Source organism: Aliicoccus persicus (assembly GCF_900110815.1).
GTDB classification, from domain to species: Bacteria; Bacillota; Bacilli; order Staphylococcales; family Salinicoccaceae; genus Aliicoccus; species Aliicoccus persicus.
The window spans coordinates 24,250-43,930 of the sequence record NZ_FOIT01000003.1 but is presented as its reverse complement, the minus strand read 5'-3'; the positions used below and the strand labels follow the sequence as shown (position 1 = coordinate 43,930).

The 19,681-nt window shown below is 38.3% G+C and carries 25 protein-coding genes; 6 read left to right on the top strand and 19 right to left on the bottom strand.

Going from position 1 to position 19,681, the window contains the following annotated elements; translation table 11 throughout:
- Positions 1 to 17: 17 nt before the first annotated feature.
- From mobA to BMW30_RS05550, 5 genes are read right to left on the bottom strand one after another with little or no spacing between them, the layout of a single operon-like run.
- Positions 18 to 593 carry a molybdenum cofactor guanylyltransferase gene (mobA, locus tag BMW30_RS05570; protein ID WP_091474714.1) on the bottom strand — a complete coding sequence of 192 codons (576 nt, stop codon included), beginning with the start codon at positions 591 to 593 and terminating at the stop codon, positions 18 to 20.
- On the bottom strand, positions 590 to 823 hold the full coding sequence (locus BMW30_RS05565) for a MoaD/ThiS family protein (RefSeq protein ID WP_091474712.1): 234 nt from the start codon (positions 821 to 823) through the stop codon (positions 590 to 592). Before BMW30_RS05565 ends, mobA begins: the two co-directional genes overlap by 4 nt.
- Entirely contained in the window at positions 820 to 1,266 is a 447-nt protein-coding gene (locus BMW30_RS05560; protein ID WP_091474711.1) for a molybdenum cofactor biosynthesis protein MoaE, read from the bottom strand. The genes BMW30_RS05565 and BMW30_RS05560 overlap by 4 nt, the downstream gene beginning before the upstream one ends.
- Positions 1,263 to 1,739, bottom strand: coding sequence for a molybdopterin-guanine dinucleotide biosynthesis protein B (gene mobB, locus BMW30_RS05555; RefSeq protein WP_091474709.1), 477 nt, complete (start codon positions 1,737 to 1,739; stop codon positions 1,263 to 1,265). The genes BMW30_RS05560 and mobB overlap by 4 nt, the downstream gene beginning before the upstream one ends.
- A 1-nt stretch (position 1,740) precedes the next feature.
- Entirely contained in the window at positions 1,741 to 3,012 is a 1,272-nt protein-coding gene (locus BMW30_RS05550) for a molybdopterin molybdotransferase MoeA (RefSeq protein WP_091475130.1), read from the bottom strand.
- Positions 3,013 to 3,095: 83 nt separating this feature from the next.
- On the opposite strand from BMW30_RS05550, the gene moaC reads away from it, so the two are divergent.
- On the top strand, positions 3,096 to 3,584 hold the full coding sequence (moaC, locus tag BMW30_RS05545) for a cyclic pyranopterin monophosphate synthase MoaC (RefSeq protein WP_091474707.1): 489 nt from the start codon (positions 3,096 to 3,098) through the stop codon (positions 3,582 to 3,584).
- Positions 3,585 to 3,649: 65 nt separating this feature from the next.
- On the opposite strand, the gene BMW30_RS05540 is transcribed toward moaC, so the two are convergent.
- Positions 3,650 to 4,144 (bottom strand): MogA/MoaB family molybdenum cofactor biosynthesis protein, encoded by a 495-nt coding sequence (locus BMW30_RS05540; protein WP_091474705.1) that lies wholly within the window; start codon positions 4,142 to 4,144, stop codon positions 3,650 to 3,652.
- Between the two features lie 12 nt (positions 4,145 to 4,156).
- Positions 4,157 to 5,158, bottom strand: coding sequence for a ThiF family adenylyltransferase (locus BMW30_RS05535; protein WP_091474703.1), 1,002 nt, complete (start codon positions 5,156 to 5,158; stop codon positions 4,157 to 4,159).
- Positions 5,159 to 5,301: 143 nt separating this feature from the next.
- On the opposite strand from BMW30_RS05535, the gene BMW30_RS05530 reads away from it, so the two are divergent.
- The 4 genes from BMW30_RS05530 to BMW30_RS05515 are packed head-to-tail and all read left to right on the top strand — an operon-like array spanning position 5,302 to position 9,067.
- On the top strand, positions 5,302 to 6,003 hold the full coding sequence (locus tag BMW30_RS05530; protein WP_091474701.1) for a response regulator transcription factor: 702 nt from the start codon (positions 5,302 to 5,304) through the stop codon (positions 6,001 to 6,003).
- Positions 5,996 to 7,783: a two-component system histidine kinase PnpS gene (gene pnpS, locus BMW30_RS05525; protein WP_091474699.1), complete on the top strand. Its 1,788-nt coding sequence runs from the start codon at positions 5,996 to 5,998 to the stop codon at positions 7,781 to 7,783. The genes BMW30_RS05530 and pnpS overlap by 8 nt, the downstream gene beginning before the upstream one ends.
- Positions 7,784 to 7,801: 18 nt before the next feature.
- Positions 7,802 to 8,458: a hypothetical protein gene (locus BMW30_RS05520; RefSeq protein WP_091474697.1), complete on the top strand. Its 657-nt coding sequence runs from the start codon at positions 7,802 to 7,804 to the stop codon at positions 8,456 to 8,458.
- A gap of 15 nt (positions 8,459 to 8,473) precedes the next feature.
- Positions 8,474 to 9,067, top strand: a complete 594-nt coding sequence (locus BMW30_RS05515) for an LOG family protein (protein ID WP_091474696.1) — start codon at positions 8,474 to 8,476, stop codon at positions 9,065 to 9,067.
- 231 nt (positions 9,068 to 9,298) lie between these two features.
- On the opposite strand, the gene BMW30_RS05510 is transcribed toward BMW30_RS05515, so the two are convergent.
- From BMW30_RS05510 to BMW30_RS05460, 12 genes are all read right to left on the bottom strand, one after another.
- Positions 9,299 to 9,841 carry a GNAT family N-acetyltransferase gene (locus BMW30_RS05510; RefSeq protein ID WP_091474694.1) on the bottom strand — a complete coding sequence of 181 codons (543 nt, stop codon included), beginning with the start codon at positions 9,839 to 9,841 and terminating at the stop codon, positions 9,299 to 9,301.
- Between the two features lie 8 nt (positions 9,842 to 9,849).
- Positions 9,850 to 10,170, bottom strand: a complete 321-nt coding sequence (locus BMW30_RS05505) for a hypothetical protein (RefSeq protein ID WP_091474692.1) — start codon at positions 10,168 to 10,170, stop codon at positions 9,850 to 9,852.
- A gap of 172 nt (positions 10,171 to 10,342) precedes the next feature.
- On the bottom strand, positions 10,343 to 12,001 hold the full coding sequence (locus tag BMW30_RS05500) for an ABC transporter substrate-binding protein (RefSeq protein ID WP_091474691.1): 1,659 nt from the start codon (positions 11,999 to 12,001) through the stop codon (positions 10,343 to 10,345).
- 102 nt (positions 12,002 to 12,103) lie between these two features.
- The gene (locus tag BMW30_RS05495; protein ID WP_091474689.1) at positions 12,104 to 12,805 is read right to left on the bottom strand and encodes a gamma-glutamyl-gamma-aminobutyrate hydrolase family protein; all 702 of its coding nucleotides are present in this window, start codon (positions 12,803 to 12,805) and stop codon (positions 12,104 to 12,106) included.
- A 68-nt stretch (positions 12,806 to 12,873) separates the two neighbouring features.
- Entirely contained in the window at positions 12,874 to 13,770 is an 897-nt protein-coding gene (locus BMW30_RS05490; protein WP_091474687.1) for an ABC transporter substrate-binding protein, read from the bottom strand.
- A gap of 70 nt (positions 13,771 to 13,840) precedes the next feature.
- Positions 13,841 to 13,996, bottom strand: coding sequence for a hypothetical protein (locus tag BMW30_RS10575; RefSeq protein ID WP_180366229.1), 156 nt, complete (start codon positions 13,994 to 13,996; stop codon positions 13,841 to 13,843).
- 233 nt (positions 13,997 to 14,229) lie between these two features.
- Positions 14,230 to 14,472, bottom strand: coding sequence for a hypothetical protein (locus BMW30_RS05485; RefSeq protein ID WP_091474684.1), 243 nt, complete (start codon positions 14,470 to 14,472; stop codon positions 14,230 to 14,232).
- Positions 14,473 to 14,494: 22 nt separating this feature from the next.
- Positions 14,495 to 14,980: a DUF456 domain-containing protein gene (locus BMW30_RS05480; RefSeq protein WP_091474682.1), complete on the bottom strand. Its 486-nt coding sequence runs from the start codon at positions 14,978 to 14,980 to the stop codon at positions 14,495 to 14,497.
- Position 14,981: 1 nt separating this feature from the next.
- A complete protein-coding gene (locus tag BMW30_RS05475; protein WP_245705639.1) occupies positions 14,982 to 16,154 on the bottom strand; it encodes an MFS transporter in 1,173 nt (390 codons plus the stop codon).
- 44 nt (positions 16,155 to 16,198) lie between these two features.
- On the bottom strand, positions 16,199 to 17,068 hold the full coding sequence (locus BMW30_RS05470; RefSeq protein WP_091474678.1) for a LysR family transcriptional regulator: 870 nt from the start codon (positions 17,066 to 17,068) through the stop codon (positions 16,199 to 16,201).
- A 22-nt stretch (positions 17,069 to 17,090) separates the two neighbouring features.
- Entirely contained in the window at positions 17,091 to 17,621 is a 531-nt protein-coding gene (locus tag BMW30_RS05465) for a ribonuclease FAU-1 family protein (protein WP_091474676.1), read from the bottom strand.
- A gap of 33 nt (positions 17,622 to 17,654) precedes the next feature.
- The gene (locus BMW30_RS05460) at positions 17,655 to 18,365 is read right to left on the bottom strand and encodes a YebC/PmpR family DNA-binding transcriptional regulator (protein ID WP_091474674.1); all 711 of its coding nucleotides are present in this window, start codon (positions 18,363 to 18,365) and stop codon (positions 17,655 to 17,657) included.
- 298 nt (positions 18,366 to 18,663) lie between these two features.
- Between BMW30_RS05460 and BMW30_RS10570 the strand changes: the two genes are divergently transcribed.
- Positions 18,664 to 19,681: LysM peptidoglycan-binding domain-containing protein (locus BMW30_RS10570; protein ID WP_180366228.1), on the top strand; the 1,018-nt coding region annotated here is incomplete at its 3' end.

Sequence of the window (19,681 nt, the reverse complement as noted above, 5' to 3'; positions counted from 1 at the left end):
ACTAATCATGCATAAATCTACTTCAATTCTGACTTCCTGTTAATATTGATAAAGTTCTCGCGATCAAATCCTTCTTCAATTACATCTAAAAATGTGACATCTATCTGATCGAAAAATGAACGGATACTACGCCCACCCGAATTCAAATGTGTTGCTAACTTATCCACTAACTCAGGATCATCAAACACAGCAATCGTCGGATGTAACATACTATTTTCTAAAGTAATGATAGATTTACCCGGTTGCGCTTCTGCATGTTCAACAAGTCTTTTTATCCATGAGGAAGGTATATAAGGTGTATCGCAAGAAACAAGTATAAATCGTGAGCCTGGATACTTTTTCGCTACTGCATATAAACCGCCAAGCGGTCCGACGTCAGTCAGTGAAGGTTCATCGACAATTACTTGATGCGCGCCAAATTCATCTTTTAATGTTTCATTCGTACTGATGATGATCTCATCGGTCACACCTGAATCATCGACTAAATCATAGACATGTTGATACATCGGTTTACCATCGATTTTGTATAACGACTTATCTTCACCAAAACGCGTGGAGCGTCCGCCTGTCAGTATGATGCCGATTGTTCTCATCCGCCACTCACTGGTGGAATAAGTGCAACAGTGTCTTCTTTTTGCACTCGATAATCTGCGCGCACGAAGTTTTCATTTACTGCCACCATGTATACTTCTCCATTTAATGTTGGCGCGATCTCTTCTATATTTTCACGCAATGCGCTGACCTCTAACGACTGTTCAACTGGAATGTCAATAAACTCCCGACCGACCTTTTGTTTTAAACCTGCAAATAACAGAACTTTCATTGTTCTTCCTCCACGTCTGGATGATACTGCTTCGTATCTCCTATCCATTCTTCTCCATCTTCCCAAACTTCTTTTTTCCAAATCGGGACGATTTCTTTTATTCTTTCTATTGCATACGCATTTGCTTCATATGCATTTTTACGATGCGGCGAACTCGTGACGATAACGACTGCGATATCCGATATATTTAAATGACCTATACGATGTGCCATTGCTGTCATGACACCTGGCCAACGTTCTTCAATCTCGGCACCGATTTGTGCCATCATTTTTTCAGCCATCGGTGTATATGCTTCGTATTCTAAATGAACCGTTTTCGTTCCATGTGTCCATTCGCGAACATGTCCTGTAAATGTCACGATTGCACCTTGATGTTCATTGAGTACGAGCTGTTGATATTGATTGACATCAATCGGCTCTTCTACCACGCTAAATAACTTCAATTTAAATCACTCCAACCTTTAAACCATGAAAACAATTTCTCTTTATCATACCGTAAATCAAACGTTTCTAACACCGCTTCAAGTCCGATATCATTGATGTCTGTCTCTCTGGCTTGACCAAATGAATAGTTCAATGAGATTTTTGGATACGGTTGGTCCTTATATCCTTCAATAAAGACGAAATCGATCCCTGACTTTTCTAGAAATTCCAGTTGATGATTCAATTGAACGACAATATCTTCATCATGACGCTGTGTCAATTCAGTATATGTCGGTGTGTTCAATATACTGTATTCAGCTCCAGTTGCGACAAATTTGCCCGTATCCACTTCTTCACGGATAACGGCTTTGTCTAAATGATGATGTTTAATGACAGCAACAGATTTTCCATGAGATTTAACATGCTCAATAAATGTACGAATCGTCGTTGTCTTACCTGAATTTTTATAGCCGACGACTTGAAGTATCTTCATATCAATCATCCTCCGTAAGCAGAAACGAAGGTGTACCACTCGTCACATCTGTCAGCATGACTTTCACTTGATCTCCTGCAACAAAACCACGTGATCCACTTGGCAAGATGATGACACCGTTCGATCTTGCGATAGAAGTGACTGCGTTTGATTTATTGAATCCAGCAGGTGATGCATACAGTGTGCCACCTGTGTATTCTAATTCTGCTCTAATAAATCGTGTAAAAGGATTTGCCTTTTTGGAATCAGCACCAAGCGTCGCTTCAACAATAGGAGCATAAATATTTTTTCCGCCAAGCATCTTTAAAATCGATGGTCGTGCAAATAATTCAAATCCTGAATAACATGCTGAAGGATTACCACTAAGTCCAAACAGCAGCGTATCATTCAGCTTTGCAACCGTTGTGACACTGCCTGGACGCATTGCGACTTTGTTGAATAATACTTCTGCATCATAGTGGGCGTACACTTTTGGTAATAAGTCATAGTCTCCGACAGAGACACCACCCGTTGTAATGACAACATCGAAGTCAGACGTCAATTCTTTAAAAATCTCTAAAATTTCATCCAGCTCATCTGTTTTAAACCGATAAACTTTCGCCTCGATGCCCATGCGTTTCAACTGGCTAATAATCATCGGCGTATTAGAGTTTCTAATTTTTCCTCGCGTCAGTTTATCTTCTACATCTAACAGCTCACTGCCTGTAGACATGACCGCAACTTTCGGTAACTGATGCACGCGCACTTTACCATGGCCAAACGTTGCCAAGTTCGCAACGACACCAGGATTGATCAACGTGCCTTTTGGCACGACTAATTCACCAGTCTTAACCTCTTCGCCACGCATGGCGATGTTATCATTCGGTTCGAAAGGTTTTCTAATCGTGAATAATGTATCATCAATCGCTTTTGATTGTTCAAACATGACGACAGCATCAGCACTTGTCGGAATTTCGGCACCGGTCATAATTCGAAATGCTTCATTCTCTTTGAGCGTGTAATCACTCGTTTTTCCAGCAGGTAATTCTTCAACTACTTTGAACGCGATACGATTGTCACCCGATGCACCAATCGAGTCTACAGAACGAATGGCAAATCCGTCCATGGCAGATTTATTAAACAGCGGTAGATCTTCATTTGCATATAAATCTTCTGCTAAAAATCTCCCGTAACTGTCTAGATAGTCAATCGTTTCGATTTTTGTTTCTTTTGTATGTTTAATCACACGAGCAACAGCATCGGTGATATGAATGGGTGTACGTTGTAATGTCACGGCGATCACTTTCCTCTATTTTAGTATCTTGTTATGATTCTGCGTTATAATGATTACATACTATTATATAGCAAGGTGATTCTATGACAAAGTTTACGCACTTCAATGAAGAAGGACACGCACGCATGGTTGACGTCTCTGACAAAGATATAACGAAACGCTCAGCAACTGCGCAGTCTAAAATTAAAGTGACTGAAGAGATCTATGCAGCTATTACTGAAGACAATATAAAAAAAGGTGATGTACTCGCTGTCAGTCAAGTCGCAGGAATTATGGCAGCGAAGAATACTTCACAAATCATCCCCATGTGCCATCCACTCATGTTAAATGGTATTGATATCAGTTTCGAATGGGAGAATGATAAAAAGAATGATGTATATATTTTAAAAATCAGTGCAACGGTTAAAACAACTGGAAAGACAGGTGTTGAAATGGAGGCACTGACAGCAGCAAGTGCAGCGGCATTAACCGTTTACGATATGTGTAAAGCGCTCGATAAAGGCATGGAAATTTTAGAAACTAAACTGTTGTTAAAGTCCGGTGGTAAAAGTGGGGACTATCAAGCCGATTAAGAATAATCAAAAATGAAATCACGTATGTCTCCTTGTATGAGAAGACATACGTGATTTTTACTTGATTATTTATTTAGTTCAGAAATCATATGTTTCAACTCAGGCACGACGAGTCGTTCCATCGCAAGCTTGACGGCACCTGTTGAACCGGGTAGTGAAATAATTAACTTATTTTCTTCCGTCGTACCTGCTGTAGCTCTCGATAAAATACTCCGTGATCCAATATCTTCTGTATAGCTCAACATTCTAAAAATCTCACCAAAACCTTCGAGCTCTTTTACAAAAAATGATGACACCGCTTCAATCGTCACATCGCGTTTGGCAATGCCAGTCCCTCCTGTCGTTATAACAGCATCCACTGTGTTAAGCATCTCTTTTAATTCAGATTGAATGGCATTAACATCGTCTTTAACAATACGATAATGCGTCACTTCATAGGTATCATCATCTAAATAGCTTTGCACGAGCGCGCCACCCTTATCAGTCTCTTTCGTCCGCGTGTCACTGACAGTTATCACACCCACTCTAATTTTTCTTCCGATATCCTCAACGTGACTCATTTCCTCAACTCCTTATCCAAACACTTGATTGACGATTGTCTGTCCTTTATTGACATCCATGATGCCATGAACGAGTAATCGTCCATTTTGAAACGCAACGATACGTGTATCATCATAATGAAATTCTATGAAATATGGTGTTTCTTTATATTCTATTGAACGTTCTGTAAGTGTTTTAGCAACCACTTGCTCTGTGAGTCTGTCATCAATAATCTGCACCGTATCGCGTCCGCATAAACTAAATTGACGATGTGTCGTTCTATTTAATTCTGGAAATTCTTTCGTTTGACACGTTGGGCATTCGTCATGAATCAACGCTTCTGTACCGATCGTCATGTGTTCGTTTTGCCACAGGTCACCCATTGTCATCGATGGTTTTATAATTTCTCCCCCACTCAAAATTTTGAGCGCAGCTGAAATTTGTAAGCTGACAGCTGTATGCACTGCTGGTGCGATGATGCCTGCCGTGTCACATGTTAATGTTGTCGTCGGTAAAGTTGGAATCAAGCATCTAAAACACGGCGTGTTTTTATCGGGTATAAATGCACTGCTCACATAGGTACTCTCAACACATGCAGCATATATCCATGGGATGCCTAATTTATAAGCGACATCATTGATTAACAGACGCGTTTCAAAGTTATCCGTGCCGTCTAATATTAAATCAGCACCTGCTGCAATCGATAAAAGCAACTGTGCATCACAATGTTCGATATACGTTTCAATGGCTAGGTCACTTCTTATTTCCTTAATTCTTTCTTTCGCTGCGACAACCTTTGGTGTTTGATTCACCGCATCGCGCTCCGTAAATAAAGACTGTCTCTGTAAATTTGTTTCCTCTACATAATCTCTATCGACGAGTATTAATTTCTTTACACCAGCTCTTGCGAGCATCTCAGCCGATACTGTTCCGAGCGCACCAACACCAATGATTACGACCGTACGCTTTGTAATCGCACGCTGACCGTCTACACCGATATGTTTAAACAATGTTTGACGACTATATCTTCCCATATAAATGCCCTCCTTCTCTTCTTACTACCAGTCAGCAACGTGTATATTAAAAGATTGTTAATATTGCTAAGTTTTCGTGTTGATATGTTAAAATATTATTATAATTGTCCACTGTGGATACATAAAGTGAAAGGAGCTTCTCCATGCGTACAATTCTAGTTGTCGATGATGAACCATCAATTTCTACGCTCTTACAATTTAATTTAAAACAAGCTGGTTACAACGTAATTTCAGCAGATGATGGTAAACAAGCTTTAGAGATTGCTTTAAAAGAAAAACTAGATTTAATCATTCTCGATTTAATGCTCCCAGGAATGGATGGGATGGATGTATGTAAACATTTAAGACAAGAGAAGGTCAATGTACCAATTATCATGCTCACTGCCAAGGATGAAGAATTCGACAAGATTCTTGGTCTTGAACTCGGCGCAGACGATTATATGACAAAACCATTTAGTCCAAGAGAAGTCATCGCACGTGTCAAAGCAATCTTACGACGCACACAAGATGTGAAAACAGAGGACGAAAATGGTGAAGTCATCAAAATCGGTGATTTGAAAATTTTCCTTGATCGTTATGATGTTCATTTTAAAGATAAATTACTCGTTTTAACACCAAAAGAGTTCGAGCTCCTACTATATCTTGCGAATAATCATGGTAAGGTGCTGAGTCGAGATCAACTGCTCAACGGTGTTTGGGACTTCCATTATGACGGAGATACACGCATCGTCGATGTTCACATCAGTCACTTGCGCGAGAAGATTGAAGATGATTCAAAGCGTCCTGTATACATAAAAACGATTCGCGGATTTGGCTATAAGCTGGAAGGACCGTCGGATGAATAGATTATGGTTGAGAATAGCTTCAGCATTTTTCTTGAGTATTCTCATACTTTTATTGTTATTATGGTGGGCATTAACTTCTACGATAGAATCGTTTGCTAGAGAACAAGTTATCACACAATTAGAAGATACTGCACAACTCATTTCACAACAACTCCAGTTTCAAGAAATCGATGAGATACATGAGAACGTAGAAATATGGTTGGAAGATTTAAACACAGAATCCAATGTACGCATGACTTTTATCGATACGGATGGTGATGTCATCGTTGACTCGATGCACAACCAGGCATCTATGGAAAATCATTTAGAACGTGAAGAGATTCAAGTTTTACTTGAAGATAGTCGACGCTCTTATACGACTGAGAGATATAGTGATACGCTTGAAGAATCCATGCTTTACCATGCACTTAAAACATACGATGCGAATGGTGAAATCGCAGGGATCATACGGACATCGATGACCTTAAATTCTCTAGAACAAATGATTGCGGAATTTTGGAGAAGTGCAGCCTTTGTAACAGGTGGTCTACTCATTCTATTCGCAATCATTAGCATGTTGATTGCACGTGGTATCTCGCGGCCAATCAATGAAATTATCAAAGTAACGAAAGAGCTGCGCAACAAGAATTACAGCAGTCGAGTGAATATCGACACGAGCGGTGAGATCAAAATTCTCGGTGAATCTGTTAACGACCTTGCGGTGAGTCTGTTTGAACAGACGCGTGAAATTGAAGAAAATGAAAGAGAACTTGAGAGTATCATCTCTCAGATCAACAGCGGAGTTATGATTGTAGATAAGGCAGGATATATCGAGCTGATCAATCCGTCGATGACATCTATTCTCAATTTAACGAAAGACGATCTAATCGGTAAGCATTTTACGAGTATTAAGTCTTTCCCTACTCTGATTCGTTTAATGCATGAATTGTATCAAGATAATAGAAAAATCCAAGAGGAACTACACTTATCTGAGAATTTTATCTATGATGCCCATTTGACACCATACTATGGTAAAGGGTGGAAGCGACGCGGGATTATCGTCGTCCTCCATAACATTACGAACATCAGAAGACTTGAACAAATTCGAAGTGATTTCATCGCGAATGTATCACATGAATTAAAAACACCAGTCACATCGGTAAAAGGATTTACAGAAACACTGCTCTCTAACGAAGTCAATGATGAAAAGACACGAAACTACTTCTTACAAATTATTTATGATGAAAGTGATCGTATCGATCGTCTAATTCACGACTTACTACAATTGTCTAGAATTGAAAAACATGATATCCCGCTCAATATTAAAACGGTCGATGTCATCCAGCTCATTCATAGTACGGCCGCAACATTACAAAATGAAATTGAGAAAAAAGGACTGACATTGCAACTACCGAATTTGGATGAGAAGGAAATGTTTGTTGAGCTTGATGTGGATCGATTCAGTCAAGTCATCTTAAACTTAATTGCAAATGCAATTAACTATTCAAAAGAAAATGGTAATATTAAAGTCGGTGTTGTATTCTCAAAAGATGAATTTGTACTCGCTGTGACTGACGATGGAATAGGTATTCCTAAAAATACGATTTCGCGTGTTTTTGAACGCTTTTATAGGGTAGATAAAGCAAGAAGCCGTCATTCAGGTGGAACCGGACTCGGATTATCCATCGTGAAGCACCTTGTCGAACTTCACAAAGGTCGAATCGATGTTGAAAGTGTTGAAGGCGAAGGCTCAACATTTACAGTTATTATTCCGAGAAAACACCATGACGTATCAAGTTAATGATCAGAGGGTGAGAATATGAAAAATGCTAGACTGATAGTAAATGTTTTAATTTTAGTACTGATTCCAATCATCATGAATCGACAAAACATAAAGAATTACATCACTGATAAGGGAATTCCTGAAAAATCCAGCAATGCACTAAATTCAATAAAAAACACAAGTACGAAAACAATTAAAGGTGCCAAAAATATCAGTTCATCTGTCTACTCCAACACGAAACAAACGATTAAAACAGTCAATTCAAATGTTGGTGACAAGGTAGAAGAATTGCGTTCTAAAGAAAAAGTAGAAGTACCTCAGATTTTAAAATCTCAAGAGCAAAATAATTTAGATTCTAAAGAAGTACAAGACATCAAAGATATTCAAAATATTAATGTCCAACACGAAAAGGAGATTGGATCAAACATGCTAAATAACATTGCAAAATTAAATGAAAAGAAAATCGCTGCGAGTCGAAAGGAAGCAGAGACACTCGATCCTGGAAAACTGCATGAAAAACACAAGCGTGCGCTAGATTCTAAAGCGGTTGACTTCACGCAAGAAGAGGAAAAAGATCGTAAAGATAATCACGAGGTAGAAACAGATAAAGATTCATCAAAGAGTCTCTTTGAAAAGCACAGAGAAAAACAAGAAGCACATATACAAGAAATTGGTAGAAAAACGGGTATCTAAAGGAGTTGCGTCGCAATGAGAGAGTTAAAGAATATTACGGTTTTCTGTGGCGCTGGATCAGGTAAAGATCCTGCTTATATAGAATCCGCACTTCAGTTAGGAAAATTTTTAGCAGAACAGAATATCGGACTTGTGTATGGCGCTGGCGCAACAGGCATGATGGGTGCAGTCGCAGATGGTGCACTTTCTGGGAATGGCTATGTGAAAGGCATCATCCCACAATTTTTAGTCGACCGCGAAGTCGCGCATGCTGACATCAGTGAAACGATTATTGTTAAAACAATGCATGAGCGTAAGGCGATGCTTGAAGAACACGGTGACGGCATCATTATGTTACCAGGTGGCGCAGGTACATTAGAAGAATTTTTCGAAGTATTCACTTGGGGCCAACTTGGATTACATGATAAGCCAATCGGTATTTTAAACGTCAACGGATACTATGATCAATTGTTAAAAACAATCGATAAGTTGATCGATGAAGGATTTCTAGAAGCGCGTTTTAAAACACTCGTTCAAGTAGAAACTTCTGCTGAAAAACTGCTTGAAGGATTTAAAACATTTACGCCATTATCCACACGAACTTACGAAGACATTCAAAATTTGAATTAAAATTGTATTGTTGGGTACCTCCTGTTATATGCAGGGGGTATTTTTGTTTTTTGCGACGCTTATTGGTGAGTAAATCGAGTTTGCGTGTCCGTGAGCGAGTCTCATTGGAATGTAAACCAATCTGCGTGTCAATGAGCAACTTTCATTGGCACGTATATCCACACACTCGACAACAAAAACCCCCATAAACTAGTTTTCTTCCAGCTCACAGGGGTAATCCAACAAAACCTATTATATTTTTCGATAAAAAACAGAAAATGGCTTTAATTGATGGCCATCCGTTATAAGCGGATGGTCAAAGCTCGAGTGATACGTCATGCCGATTTTTTCCACGACATTTTGAATAGCAAAGTTCTTCTTTGGAAACAGGGCATATAACTCATGGATGTTTGTGTTCCGATCAACAAATCGAATCAGACCAACACCCGCTTCTGTTGCGTAGCCTTGGTTCCAATATTTCTTCATCAGTTTCCAACGGATTTCAACGCACGGGAAAATTTCCAATTTAAAGGGACCATTTTCATCGATCACTTTAATACCAATCATCCCGATAAACTCCCCTGTCCGCTTCAGTTCGACTGCAAAAAATCCAAAGCCACGATCTTCTAGATGTTTTTGAAATTCTTCTGCGCGCGTTTTCGAAATTTCTTTGTCCAATTCTTTTACTTCATAATATCTGCGAACGTCTGGGTCTATATTCATACGCTGAAATTTCGGGATGTCAGATGCCTTCCAATCCCTAAAAATCAATCGTTTCGTTTTAAAATAAATCATTGTTTACCTTACTTATTTTCTGGAGTATCTCGTTTAACATAAGATATTAATTCGATATCAAAATTGGCATCTGTAAAATCATACTCTGAAAGCTTTCGCTTACTCGGTAACGACGCAACGACATCTATAAAATCTTTATGATCCAGAAATTCATATGTTACATGAAATGTATCTTGTGACACGTTCGTATTTGGCTTTAGCGCAACATCTCTTTTATAAAAAAATTCATCTTTATTGATCGTTTGTCCGACAACACTTTCCAGCTCAAGTGCAAGTTCTTTTAATGTCATTTTTTTATTTTCTAGCAATCTAAATTGTTTTTCATACATATTGTTCACCCAATTTTCTCAATTCGTAATCACTTGTTTATTATATCACTTGAACATTGGTTATGGAAATATGACTGGCTCACACGCACAGATAAAAATACACGTATTGCATCCATGATGGGGAATACGTGTATTAGTATTATTTTATATTTTTATCTTTTAAATAAATGGTTTACTCTGGGGCAGTAACATTCTCTAAGCGAATGATACCAACTGGATCGAGTTCAACACCACTGACTAAGTCTGTATTGATACCAATTCCGAGCTCTGAATAGTAAAGCGGTGTAATCGGAAGGTCTTCAAGTAAGATGCGCTGTGCTTCACTATAGAATGCAGCACGTTCTTCTTCATCTTGTGCTTGACGTCCACCTTCTAATTCTGTATCAAGTTCTGGGTTAGAATACAACCATCTGTTACCTGAACCATCTTGAGAATCTGTATGGAACATTGGATATAATCCGTAGTCCGCATCACCTGTTACTGTAATCCACTGAAGCATGAACATATCATGTGTACCGCTGTTTGCCATATCTAAGAATGTACCGAACTCATATTCTTCAATTGTAATATCGATTTTCAACTCACCAAGTGTCTCTTGCATGTACTGCGCTAAGTCACGGTTCGTATCTGAGTTAGATACCCATAGTGTTGCACTGAAGCCATCCGCCTGGTCAGACTCAGCCATATATTCTTGTGCTAATTCCATATCATATTCGATTTCTTCGAATGACTCGTCATGGAAGTTAACTGTACGTGCAATATGTGTTGAACCATGAATGCCTCGACCATCTAGTAGACCATCAATCATACCTTCACGGTCTAATGCATGTGAAATTGCTTTTCTGACATTCACATCAGCAAACAATTCGTTCTCAACGTTAAATGCTAAATAAGTCATTGATAATCCTTCTTGATCGATGATATCCATATTATCAGCATTTCTAACACGTTCCATATTCACTGGGTCAACGCTATCAGAAATTGCGATACCACCTGTTTCAAGTTCTGCTAAACGCGCTTGGTTTTCTGGGATGACGCGGTAAGTAACTGTACCAAGCTCGCGTCCTTCTTCATAGTAATCGTCGAAACCTTCAAGCACGATGTTATCTCCTGGCGTACGACTTACAAATTGTAAGTGACCTGTACCGACAGGGTTTGGTGCTAAATGATTTCCAATGAATTCAGTAATCTGAGCCGATACATCATCGAACTCATCTCCACCTTCATCGCGCATCTCATAATATTCATCAAGCGTAATGTCTAATCCAGCTTCGTCAAGCGCGTTCTGATAATCTTCATCAATCGTATCTTTGCTTAAAATACCCGCTGTGTTGTGAGATAAGTTACTCAATAACGGTGCAAACGGATATTCTGTCGTAATCTCTAACGTATGTTCATCGACCGATTCTATATCTGTAATCATTTCAAACATAAATCGAACAGATGATGCTGAACTAGGATCCAGTATACGCTCAAGTGTTGCTTCCACGTCCTCTGCTGTAAAATCACTGCCATCATGGAATGTTACACCTTCACGTAATGTGAAGCTCCATGTATTGTCATCCACTTGTTCCCAGTCTGTTGCAAGGCCTTCTCCGATCTCCATATCGAAATCTTGTTTCACTAAAGTGTCATAAAGCTGAGTTCTAATCTGTGCAGACGGAATGTCATTCGCAGTATGTGGATCCATCGATACCGGTTCATTCAGTAAACCAATATCTAAATCAACACCGTCTTCCTGCGCATCTACACTACTCGTTGCCATGCTATACCCTAACGATGCTGTGAGCATTACACCTAAACTTGTTAACATCATCTTACCCAAACGCATTAAATCATCACTCTCCTTATAGTCATAAGTTTAGTATAAAGAAAGCGTTTACAGATTACAACGGAATTCGTAATAAAATAAATTTTAATTAATATTTATTTGTTATCCACGTGCTGTATCAACAAATCTTTGGAATAATTTTTGTGAATATTCATCTACTTCATATGTACATTCTGGATGCCATTGCACACCAATCACGAAATCATGTGTTGTCGACTCAATCGCTTCAACGACACCGTCTTTACTTCGTGCAACGACTTTAAATCCTGGTCCAGCTTCTTTGTTTGCCTGATGGTGGAATGAGTTGATTTTAATATTGTCATCCCCCATAATCTCGTGTAATTTCGAACCTTTTTCAATATCAATATAATGTGAATTTCGTTGCACAGGTGATTTTTGATTATGCTGATAAACATCATCCATCTGCGCGTAGATGTCCTGATACATATTACCTTTCATTGCGATGTTTAAGATTTGGCTACCGCGACAAATACCTAAAATTGGTTTGTTCATCTCAAGTGCATATTTGATCAACAGCATTTCATATTCGTCACGTCCTGGCTCAATTTCACCAAGTTTTTGATGTGGCCCTTCTCCAAATAATTCAGGATCTATATCGCTACCACCTGCTAAAATGATGCCATCGAGTGCTTCGACTTGTTTCTTTACTTTATCTTCGTCTAAAGTTTTAACAAGGAGCACTGAAACGCCCCCACAGTCAACAATTGCTTCACCGTAATATTTTGGTAAACGATAGCTGACACCTTCAATAAATGTCGTTACGCCTATTAATGGAACTTTCATATCCTCTCTCCTCTCCAAAAATAAAGAATGCCGTTTGGCACTCTTTAAGTCTAGCTATTATTCAATGATTATTCAAAGTATAAATCTTTGAAGTTAATATTATTAAATCTATCCATCTGTACATTTTGTAATTCAGTTCTGTATGCGTTCAAGTATTCACCGTGACGAACGAAGATTGCTGGTGCATCTTCAACAATAATTTGTGCTGCATCTTTGTATATTTGTTCACGTGCATCATCATCAACTTCTTCTTTACCTGCATCAAGTAAAGCATCGAGTTCTTCACTCACGTAGAACGAACGGTTACCCACATCACCTAAACTATCAGAGTGGAATAATGGAACAAGTGCGTTATCGCTACCACCGTCTTCACACAACTCGTAGTATTCTTCTAGAGATAATTCAACACCCGCTTGTTCAAGTGCATTTTCATAGTCCGCTTCGATGAGGTCCTGACTCATCATTCCCCCACCATCATGGCTTAAATGCTCGAGTAATGGTGAATACGGATAACTTGTAACAATTTCAACAATATATTCATCGATGATGTTTACTGACTCTACAGCTGTATAGAGGAATGCACGCTCTGAAGCGAAATTTGGATCCAATACTCGATCTAAGTTTGCTTTAACAACTTCTGCATTAAACTCAGTACCATCATGGAATGTTACGCCTTCTCTTAAATTAAACACACAAGTTGTGTCATCAACTGCTTCCCATTCTGAAGCAAGTAGCGGCTGAATTTCCATATTTTCGTCTAACTTAACGAGACCTTCATACAATGTCGTACGCATTTGGTTCGATGGTACATCGTTACTTCCATGTGGATCCATTGATACCACATCACTATTAATCGATACAATCACATCGCCACCTTGTTCCTGTGCATCAGCTGTCTGTGATAAGAACACACCGTCCCCGAGTAACATTAATGATAAAGCCAAAGTGCTTTTCAATCGTTTCATTTGCATTCTTCCAAGTTAAATTTGAAACAATCATATATCAATCTATATTCAATTCAAGTATTATTATAAATTATTCTAATTTAATTTTAGTCCAAGCTTTTTGTATGACAATTTCATATTCGTTAAATGCAATAAAACCAGTTTTTCCCATAATTTTCAAATTAAAATCTCCGATAACATTGATTTTATCGATTTCTTTATTATGAAGCATTGTAATCGTTATCATTTATACACTTGTTTATTTTCAATTTTTGATAATAAAAATTAAATTTTATAATTATTATTTGATTTTCCTAGAAACTCTATCAAATTAATTATGCAATCGTTATACGTTAATTATGAATTTTTCATATGATCTCTAATCGTTGGTTTGTCATTGTAATTCTTTTATTCCAACACAAAATTTATTCAAAAGAAAAAAGCTAGGACACATGTCCTAGCTTCATCATCCATAATTTTTTAGTTGTCTTCTTCTATTTCTTCTGTTTCTTCATCAGTTTCTTCTTTCCCATATTCAAACTCAGGATCTAATGCTTGTATCTCTTCAAGTAATGCTGCATTTTCTTCCTGAAGCTCTGCTATTCGTGATTCCATCCATTTATTTTCTTCTTCCATCGTTGCACTTTCACTACTTGCATTTTCACAGCCATTAAGAACGATTGTAACAGTAAACAATAAACAAATCGTTAATATTCTCTTCATATCGCCATCTCCGTCCTTCTATCTAAAATACGAACACCCATAATATGAACCATACGACTAAGAATATGAACACGAGTAAAGTAAATAATGAGCTCGCAAGAAATGCTAATAATGAGCCGATGGATGCTCGTGTTGCTTGGCGTCTATTTCTTGACTGATAAAATTCTACAGTAAAAACCCCAATGACAGGAACTAAAATGATACCGATTGGCGGGTACACAAACATACCGGCAATGACACCGATGATTGCTGCATATTCACCCGCTTTTGTACCACCGAATCTCTTTACAAATATAGAGTTAGCGATAATTTCACTAAAGAAGAGCAACACTGTTAAAACGGCTGAAGTTGTCCAGAATATCCAGCCGAGTTCATACCCACTAATTAAAAATTGATAGATAAAAAATCCAATCCAAAACATTAATATCGAAGGGATCACTGGTATAACAACGCCGACAAATCCAATGAGAAACGACACGACAATCAAAATCCACCATAAAACTTCCATATTAAATCGCCTCCTCTTTTACTACTGGCTTCGTTATAAACAGGATAATCATCGATATGATGACAGCAGCTGTACAAAGGTAAAATACACTCTGTACGCCAGCAAAGTCACTGAGCATCCCACCGAGTAAATTTCCTAGTAACTGCCCAACGATCATACCGTTGGCAAAAAGTGTTGAAGCAAACCCCGGAAATTGTGGCACAAGTTCTTGGAAATAACTAATTCCAAGTCCTAACATGATTGCTAAAAATATGGAGAGTGGCACTTGTCCAATCAGCATCCACGTAAAGTCTTGTATCGTGCCGATTAAGGTGAAATATATAATTGCAAAGAATCCACTGACTATGAGTAAATTTCTAGCAGAATATCTCCCCGCAATATAACCCACCATAATCATAAATGGTACTTCGAGTCCTGCACAGAGACTCGCGATAATTCCGACGTTTCGTTCATCAAGTCCAAGCGTCCCCGTAACATATAACGGCATGTTAAGGTTATACATAAACATAGCCATTTGTAAAAAGATAAATGCTATAAACGGTAAGAAAATATACATGTTTTTTGTTAATGAGGGTGCTTGATTAGACACTGATACATTCATCTGAACATCGTCGCGCTCACTCGGTGGTTTTGAACGAGGTTTTATCAGTAACGCAAGTATTAATACCGAAACGAAAAATAATGAAGTACCGACAAACAAACCATCGAAGCCAAAATTAGCGAGTAATATTGTACCGATTAATGGACCGATCAAAAATCCAAGTGAAAATGTAGAACGTAAGACTGTGTTGGCAAATGTCGCAAGGCGGGGCTGGTAATCGTTAATCGATTCGCGTGCACTTGCATACAGTTGTGGCATTGCTGGTGCACCGAGTGATGCAAACAATATGTAGCTGACAATAACGATGAGTAAATTCTCAAATATTACGAAGCCCATAAACGCGATGATCATACTGACTAGCGCAGCGACGATTATGTATTTTCGGTCAAAGGTAATATGGTCACTTTTTCGACCGACATATGTATTGATGATAAAACTCCCGAGTGCTGCAGCTGCTAAAAACAAACCAAACGCAGTTGTTGATATGCCATATTCTTCAGTCATATAGATGATTAAGAATGGACTCGTGACAGCAATGGCAACTCCAAGGAATCCCATATTAACTAAAAACAATGGGTAATTTTTTATATTAAATATATCCCTTAGCATAGGCACCCCTAATTCTTTCTATTATTTTGTTGTACGAACGTATTGACTAATGATTTAAATGCATTGACTTGAGGTAATCGCAACATGGTTTCATCATATGCTAAATATGTATCTCTTAAAAGTGGTTCGCCTCTAACTAACACTTCTTCGATATTGAAATCTTCATTGCTTAAATCCTGTGTTGCAATTTCGGGTAAGATCGTTACACCTATACCTTCTAGCAACAGCTCTTTACACGTACTCATCTGGTCCACTTTAATCTGTGGATCATATCTTTCCTGATATCTTTCAACGTAAAACTGCTCAATCTCATTTAAGTATAAGCGGTCTGCTTGAAATTCGATAACAGAAAGTTCATGGGCATCCATCTGTTGAATTGGTGAGACAAAATAATGTCGATCGGTTTTAATACGCTCGTTAATCTTATGAGAGATCTGTGTACCGCGTATTATCGACACGTGATACTCGTTACTTTTCGAAATGATTTGAGGTGTTGATCCAACGGTGATTTTAATATTCACATCCGGATATTCCAGTAAAAACTGACGCACAATTTTCGGTAAAATCGTACTGCCTATAATGGAAGACACACCAATCGATAAATTCCCTGACACTTCGTTCTTATGACTTCGCAAGTACTCTTTAATTTCTTTTTCTCCAGCAACAACGCGCCTTGCATGTTCAATGATACGTTCACCTTCGGGTGTAACGTGGATGAAGCGCTTCGTTCTAATGAAAATCTGCACGCCCCAATCCTCTTCTATTGATTTTAGTCGCTGACTCACTGCTGGTTGGGAGATGAATAATAAATCCGCAGCACTTTTCAACGATTTCGTCTGATCCAATGCTACGAGTAACTCATGATCATCGACTTTCATTTAAACAACCTCCCGATTCATCTTATTTATTCATTACTTCTTTACAGTCGTTACAAAAGGTTGTAAAACCATTAAAGTCAGAATCCAACATTTGATACACTTCATCTACGATAGAATAGGCAAAGTCAAATTGTTCCTTTGTGACTTTGTCTTTTTTAAGTGCGTGTTTAAGGTCTTTCTTATCGACGACTTCCTTTTTACCAGAAGGCAATACTAACACATCCAGATAAAGATCTTTTCGCCGCGCATTATCGAGTTCTAATGTATGTTCATAATTGATGTCAATATAATATTGCAAGACCTTCCAGTCTTCATCGTACATGACCGTAATGCTGTAATACTTATTCTCAGGCATGATTGTTAACCAACGATATCCAGGTGCGACGACACACACATCTTCACCGACAATCTTCACTGTAAGTGGATTCGTTACTTTATTTATGCGGATTAGCCCGACTAAACACCGTTCATCATCCAATGTGACCAACTGTTCTTTATAACTAGAATCTGTTACACGTCGCCATCCTCTTTTATCTATAAATTTAGTCCTCACTGCAAATACCACCTACTTATCTCGTTGTATCAATTAATTTGCAACGTTGTGATGGACAACAGACACATCATCTAAATCATCCAGAGAATCGATGAGCTGTTCAAATTGTCTCATTCCTTCTTCATCCAATGTAACTTGTGACTGAGGAATCATCGTGAGTTCTGCAACCTCATACTCAGAAATCTCCAACTGATCCAATGCTTGTTTTATTTCGTTAAATTGACTTATTTCTCCATAGACTACCACTAAATCCTCTTCAGTTGTTACATCAATTACTTCAACGCCTTCTTCCATTAAATGCAGAAAGACTTCTTCTTCGTGACCTTTGAACACAAAGACACTGCGCGGATCGAACATGTAGCTGACTGCACCACTATTACCCATCGTACCGTAATTTTTACCGAATGCAGCACGCACGTCACTTGCTGTTCTGTTAACATTATTCGTTAAAGCTTCAACGATGATCATTGAACCCGCTGGTCCGAATCCTTCATATTTCAACTCATGATAATCTTCATGATCTGTACCCTTAGCTTTTTCAATTGCCTTATCAATGATGTGTTTTGGGACAGAGAATGTTTTAGCCTTGTCTAGTACTGCCTTTAGAGCTGCATTACTCTCCGGATCTGGTTCTCCCTTTTTTGCAGCGACGTATATTTCACGTCCGAACTTAGCGTATAATCGCGATGTGTTTTTATCTTTCATCGCTTTCTTTTCTTTAATGTTATTCCATTTCCTACCCATATCTAACACTTTCTTTCCATATATAATTGTTACTTACTAATTTTAGCAAATTACTTTTTATAAGTGTTATTTTTTCTACATTTGTTATAATGGCTAATGTTCTGTAAGACACCTAAAAAGTAACAAAAAACGGGTTTAGATTACAGAATTCCCTATGTTTATATTAGAATGATTTAAATTGTTTTACAGTTATATTACAAAGCCCAAATCATAGTTTTTATCTGCTAATATATGAATAGTTAATTAGACAACAGAAGAATGAACAATATAGAACAATTTACGATGGAGGAATTTCTAAATGAAGAAAATTGTTACAGCACTCACTGCATCAGCAGCATTTGCCACTATTACATTATCGCAAGAAGCTGACGCTTCAGAGTACAAAGTTCAAGCAGGTGATTCACTTTGGAAACTTGCTCAAGATAACAGAGTCTCAATCGATTCAATCAAAAAATTAAATAACTTAAAATCAGATACTATCTACACGAATCAATCATTAAAGTTACAAGATTCTGATACATACACAGTACAAGCTGGCGATACTTTAAGTAAAATCGCTGACAGATTCGGTACAAACTACAGAGCGTTAATGGAAATTAACGGGATTACTTCACATTTAATCTACCCAGGACAAGTGCTTGAACTTAAAGAAACTGTTCAAGCACCAGCACCTGAACCTGAAGAAGTTGTTGAAGAAGTAGTCGAAGAAGAAGAAACAGTTGATGTTTACACAGTACAAGCTGGTGACACATTAGCTAAAATCGGTGGAAGATTCGGTATTGACTATAAACTGATTGCTCAGTGGAACAATATTGAAAATGTTGACCTGATCTATGTAGGTCAAAAATTATCATTAGTTGGTGAAGAAGCAGTCGCTGAGGAAGCTGAAGACGATTACGTACAAGAAATCGTTGAAGAAGTAACTCAAGTTGAAGAAACAACTGAAACAACTTCTGAAGCTTCAGAAGAAGTAATCGAAGCTTCAGAAGTAGAAACAATTGTAGAAGTTGAAGCACCACAAGCAGAAGTTGAAGTTGTAGATAACAGTGCCGCTGAACAAGCGGAGGCTGAAAGAGTTGCAGCTGAGCAAGCAGCGGCTGAACAAGCAGCGGCTGAACAAGCAGCGGCTGAACAAGCAGAAGCTGAAAGAATTGCGGCTGAGCAAGCAGAAGCTGAAAGAATTGCGGCTGAGCAAGCAGAAGCTGAAAGAATTGCAGCTGAACAAGCAGCGGCTGAGCAAGCAGAAGTTGAAAGAGAAGCTGCTCAACAAGCGGAAGCTGAAAGACAAGCAGCTGAGCAAGCGGAAGCTGAAAGAC

Coding starts and splice junctions, on each gene's coding strand:
- mobA (WP_091474714.1), bottom strand. CDS start 593: ATGAGAACAATCGGCATCATACTGACAGGCGGACGCTCCACGCGTTTT.
- BMW30_RS05565 (WP_091474712.1), bottom strand. CDS start 823: ATGAAAGTTCTGTTATTTGCAGGTTTAAAACAAAAGGTCGGTCGGGAG.
- mobB (WP_091474709.1), bottom strand. CDS start 1,739: ATGAAGATACTTCAAGTCGTCGGCTATAAAAATTCAGGTAAGACAACG.
- moaC (WP_091474707.1), top strand. CDS start 3,096: ATGACAAAGTTTACGCACTTCAATGAAGAAGGACACGCACGCATGGTT.
- BMW30_RS05540 (WP_091474705.1), bottom strand. CDS start 4,144: ATGAGTCACGTTGAGGATATCGGAAGAAAAATTAGAGTGGGTGTGATA.
- BMW30_RS05535 (WP_091474703.1), bottom strand. CDS start 5,158: ATGGGAAGATATAGTCGTCAAACATTGTTTAAACATATCGGTGTAGAC.
- BMW30_RS05530 (WP_091474701.1), top strand. CDS start 5,302: ATGCGTACAATTCTAGTTGTCGATGATGAACCATCAATTTCTACGCTC.
- pnpS (WP_091474699.1), top strand. CDS start 5,996: ATGAATAGATTATGGTTGAGAATAGCTTCAGCATTTTTCTTGAGTATT.
- BMW30_RS05520 (WP_091474697.1), top strand. CDS start 7,802: ATGAAAAATGCTAGACTGATAGTAAATGTTTTAATTTTAGTACTGATT.
- BMW30_RS05515 (WP_091474696.1), top strand. CDS start 8,474: ATGAGAGAGTTAAAGAATATTACGGTTTTCTGTGGCGCTGGATCAGGT.
- BMW30_RS05510 (WP_091474694.1), bottom strand. CDS start 9,841: ATGATTTATTTTAAAACGAAACGATTGATTTTTAGGGATTGGAAGGCA.
- BMW30_RS05505 (WP_091474692.1), bottom strand. CDS start 10,170: ATGTATGAAAAACAATTTAGATTGCTAGAAAATAAAAAAATGACATTA.
- BMW30_RS05500 (WP_091474691.1), bottom strand. CDS start 12,001: ATGCGTTTGGGTAAGATGATGTTAACAAGTTTAGGTGTAATGCTCACA.
- BMW30_RS05495 (WP_091474689.1), bottom strand. CDS start 12,805: ATGAAAGTTCCATTAATAGGCGTAACGACATTTATTGAAGGTGTCAGC.
- BMW30_RS05490 (WP_091474687.1), bottom strand. CDS start 13,770: ATGAAACGATTGAAAAGCACTTTGGCTTTATCATTAATGTTACTCGGG.
- BMW30_RS10575 (WP_180366229.1), bottom strand. CDS start 13,996: ATGATAACGATTACAATGCTTCATAATAAAGAAATCGATAAAATCAAT.
- BMW30_RS05485 (WP_091474684.1), bottom strand. CDS start 14,472: ATGAAGAGAATATTAACGATTTGTTTATTGTTTACTGTTACAATCGTT.
- BMW30_RS05480 (WP_091474682.1), bottom strand. CDS start 14,980: ATGGAAGTTTTATGGTGGATTTTGATTGTCGTGTCGTTTCTCATTGGA.
- BMW30_RS05470 (WP_091474678.1), bottom strand. CDS start 17,068: ATGAAAGTCGATGATCATGAGTTACTCGTAGCATTGGATCAGACGAAA.
- BMW30_RS05460 (WP_091474674.1), bottom strand. CDS start 18,365: ATGGGTAGGAAATGGAATAACATTAAAGAAAAGAAAGCGATGAAAGAT.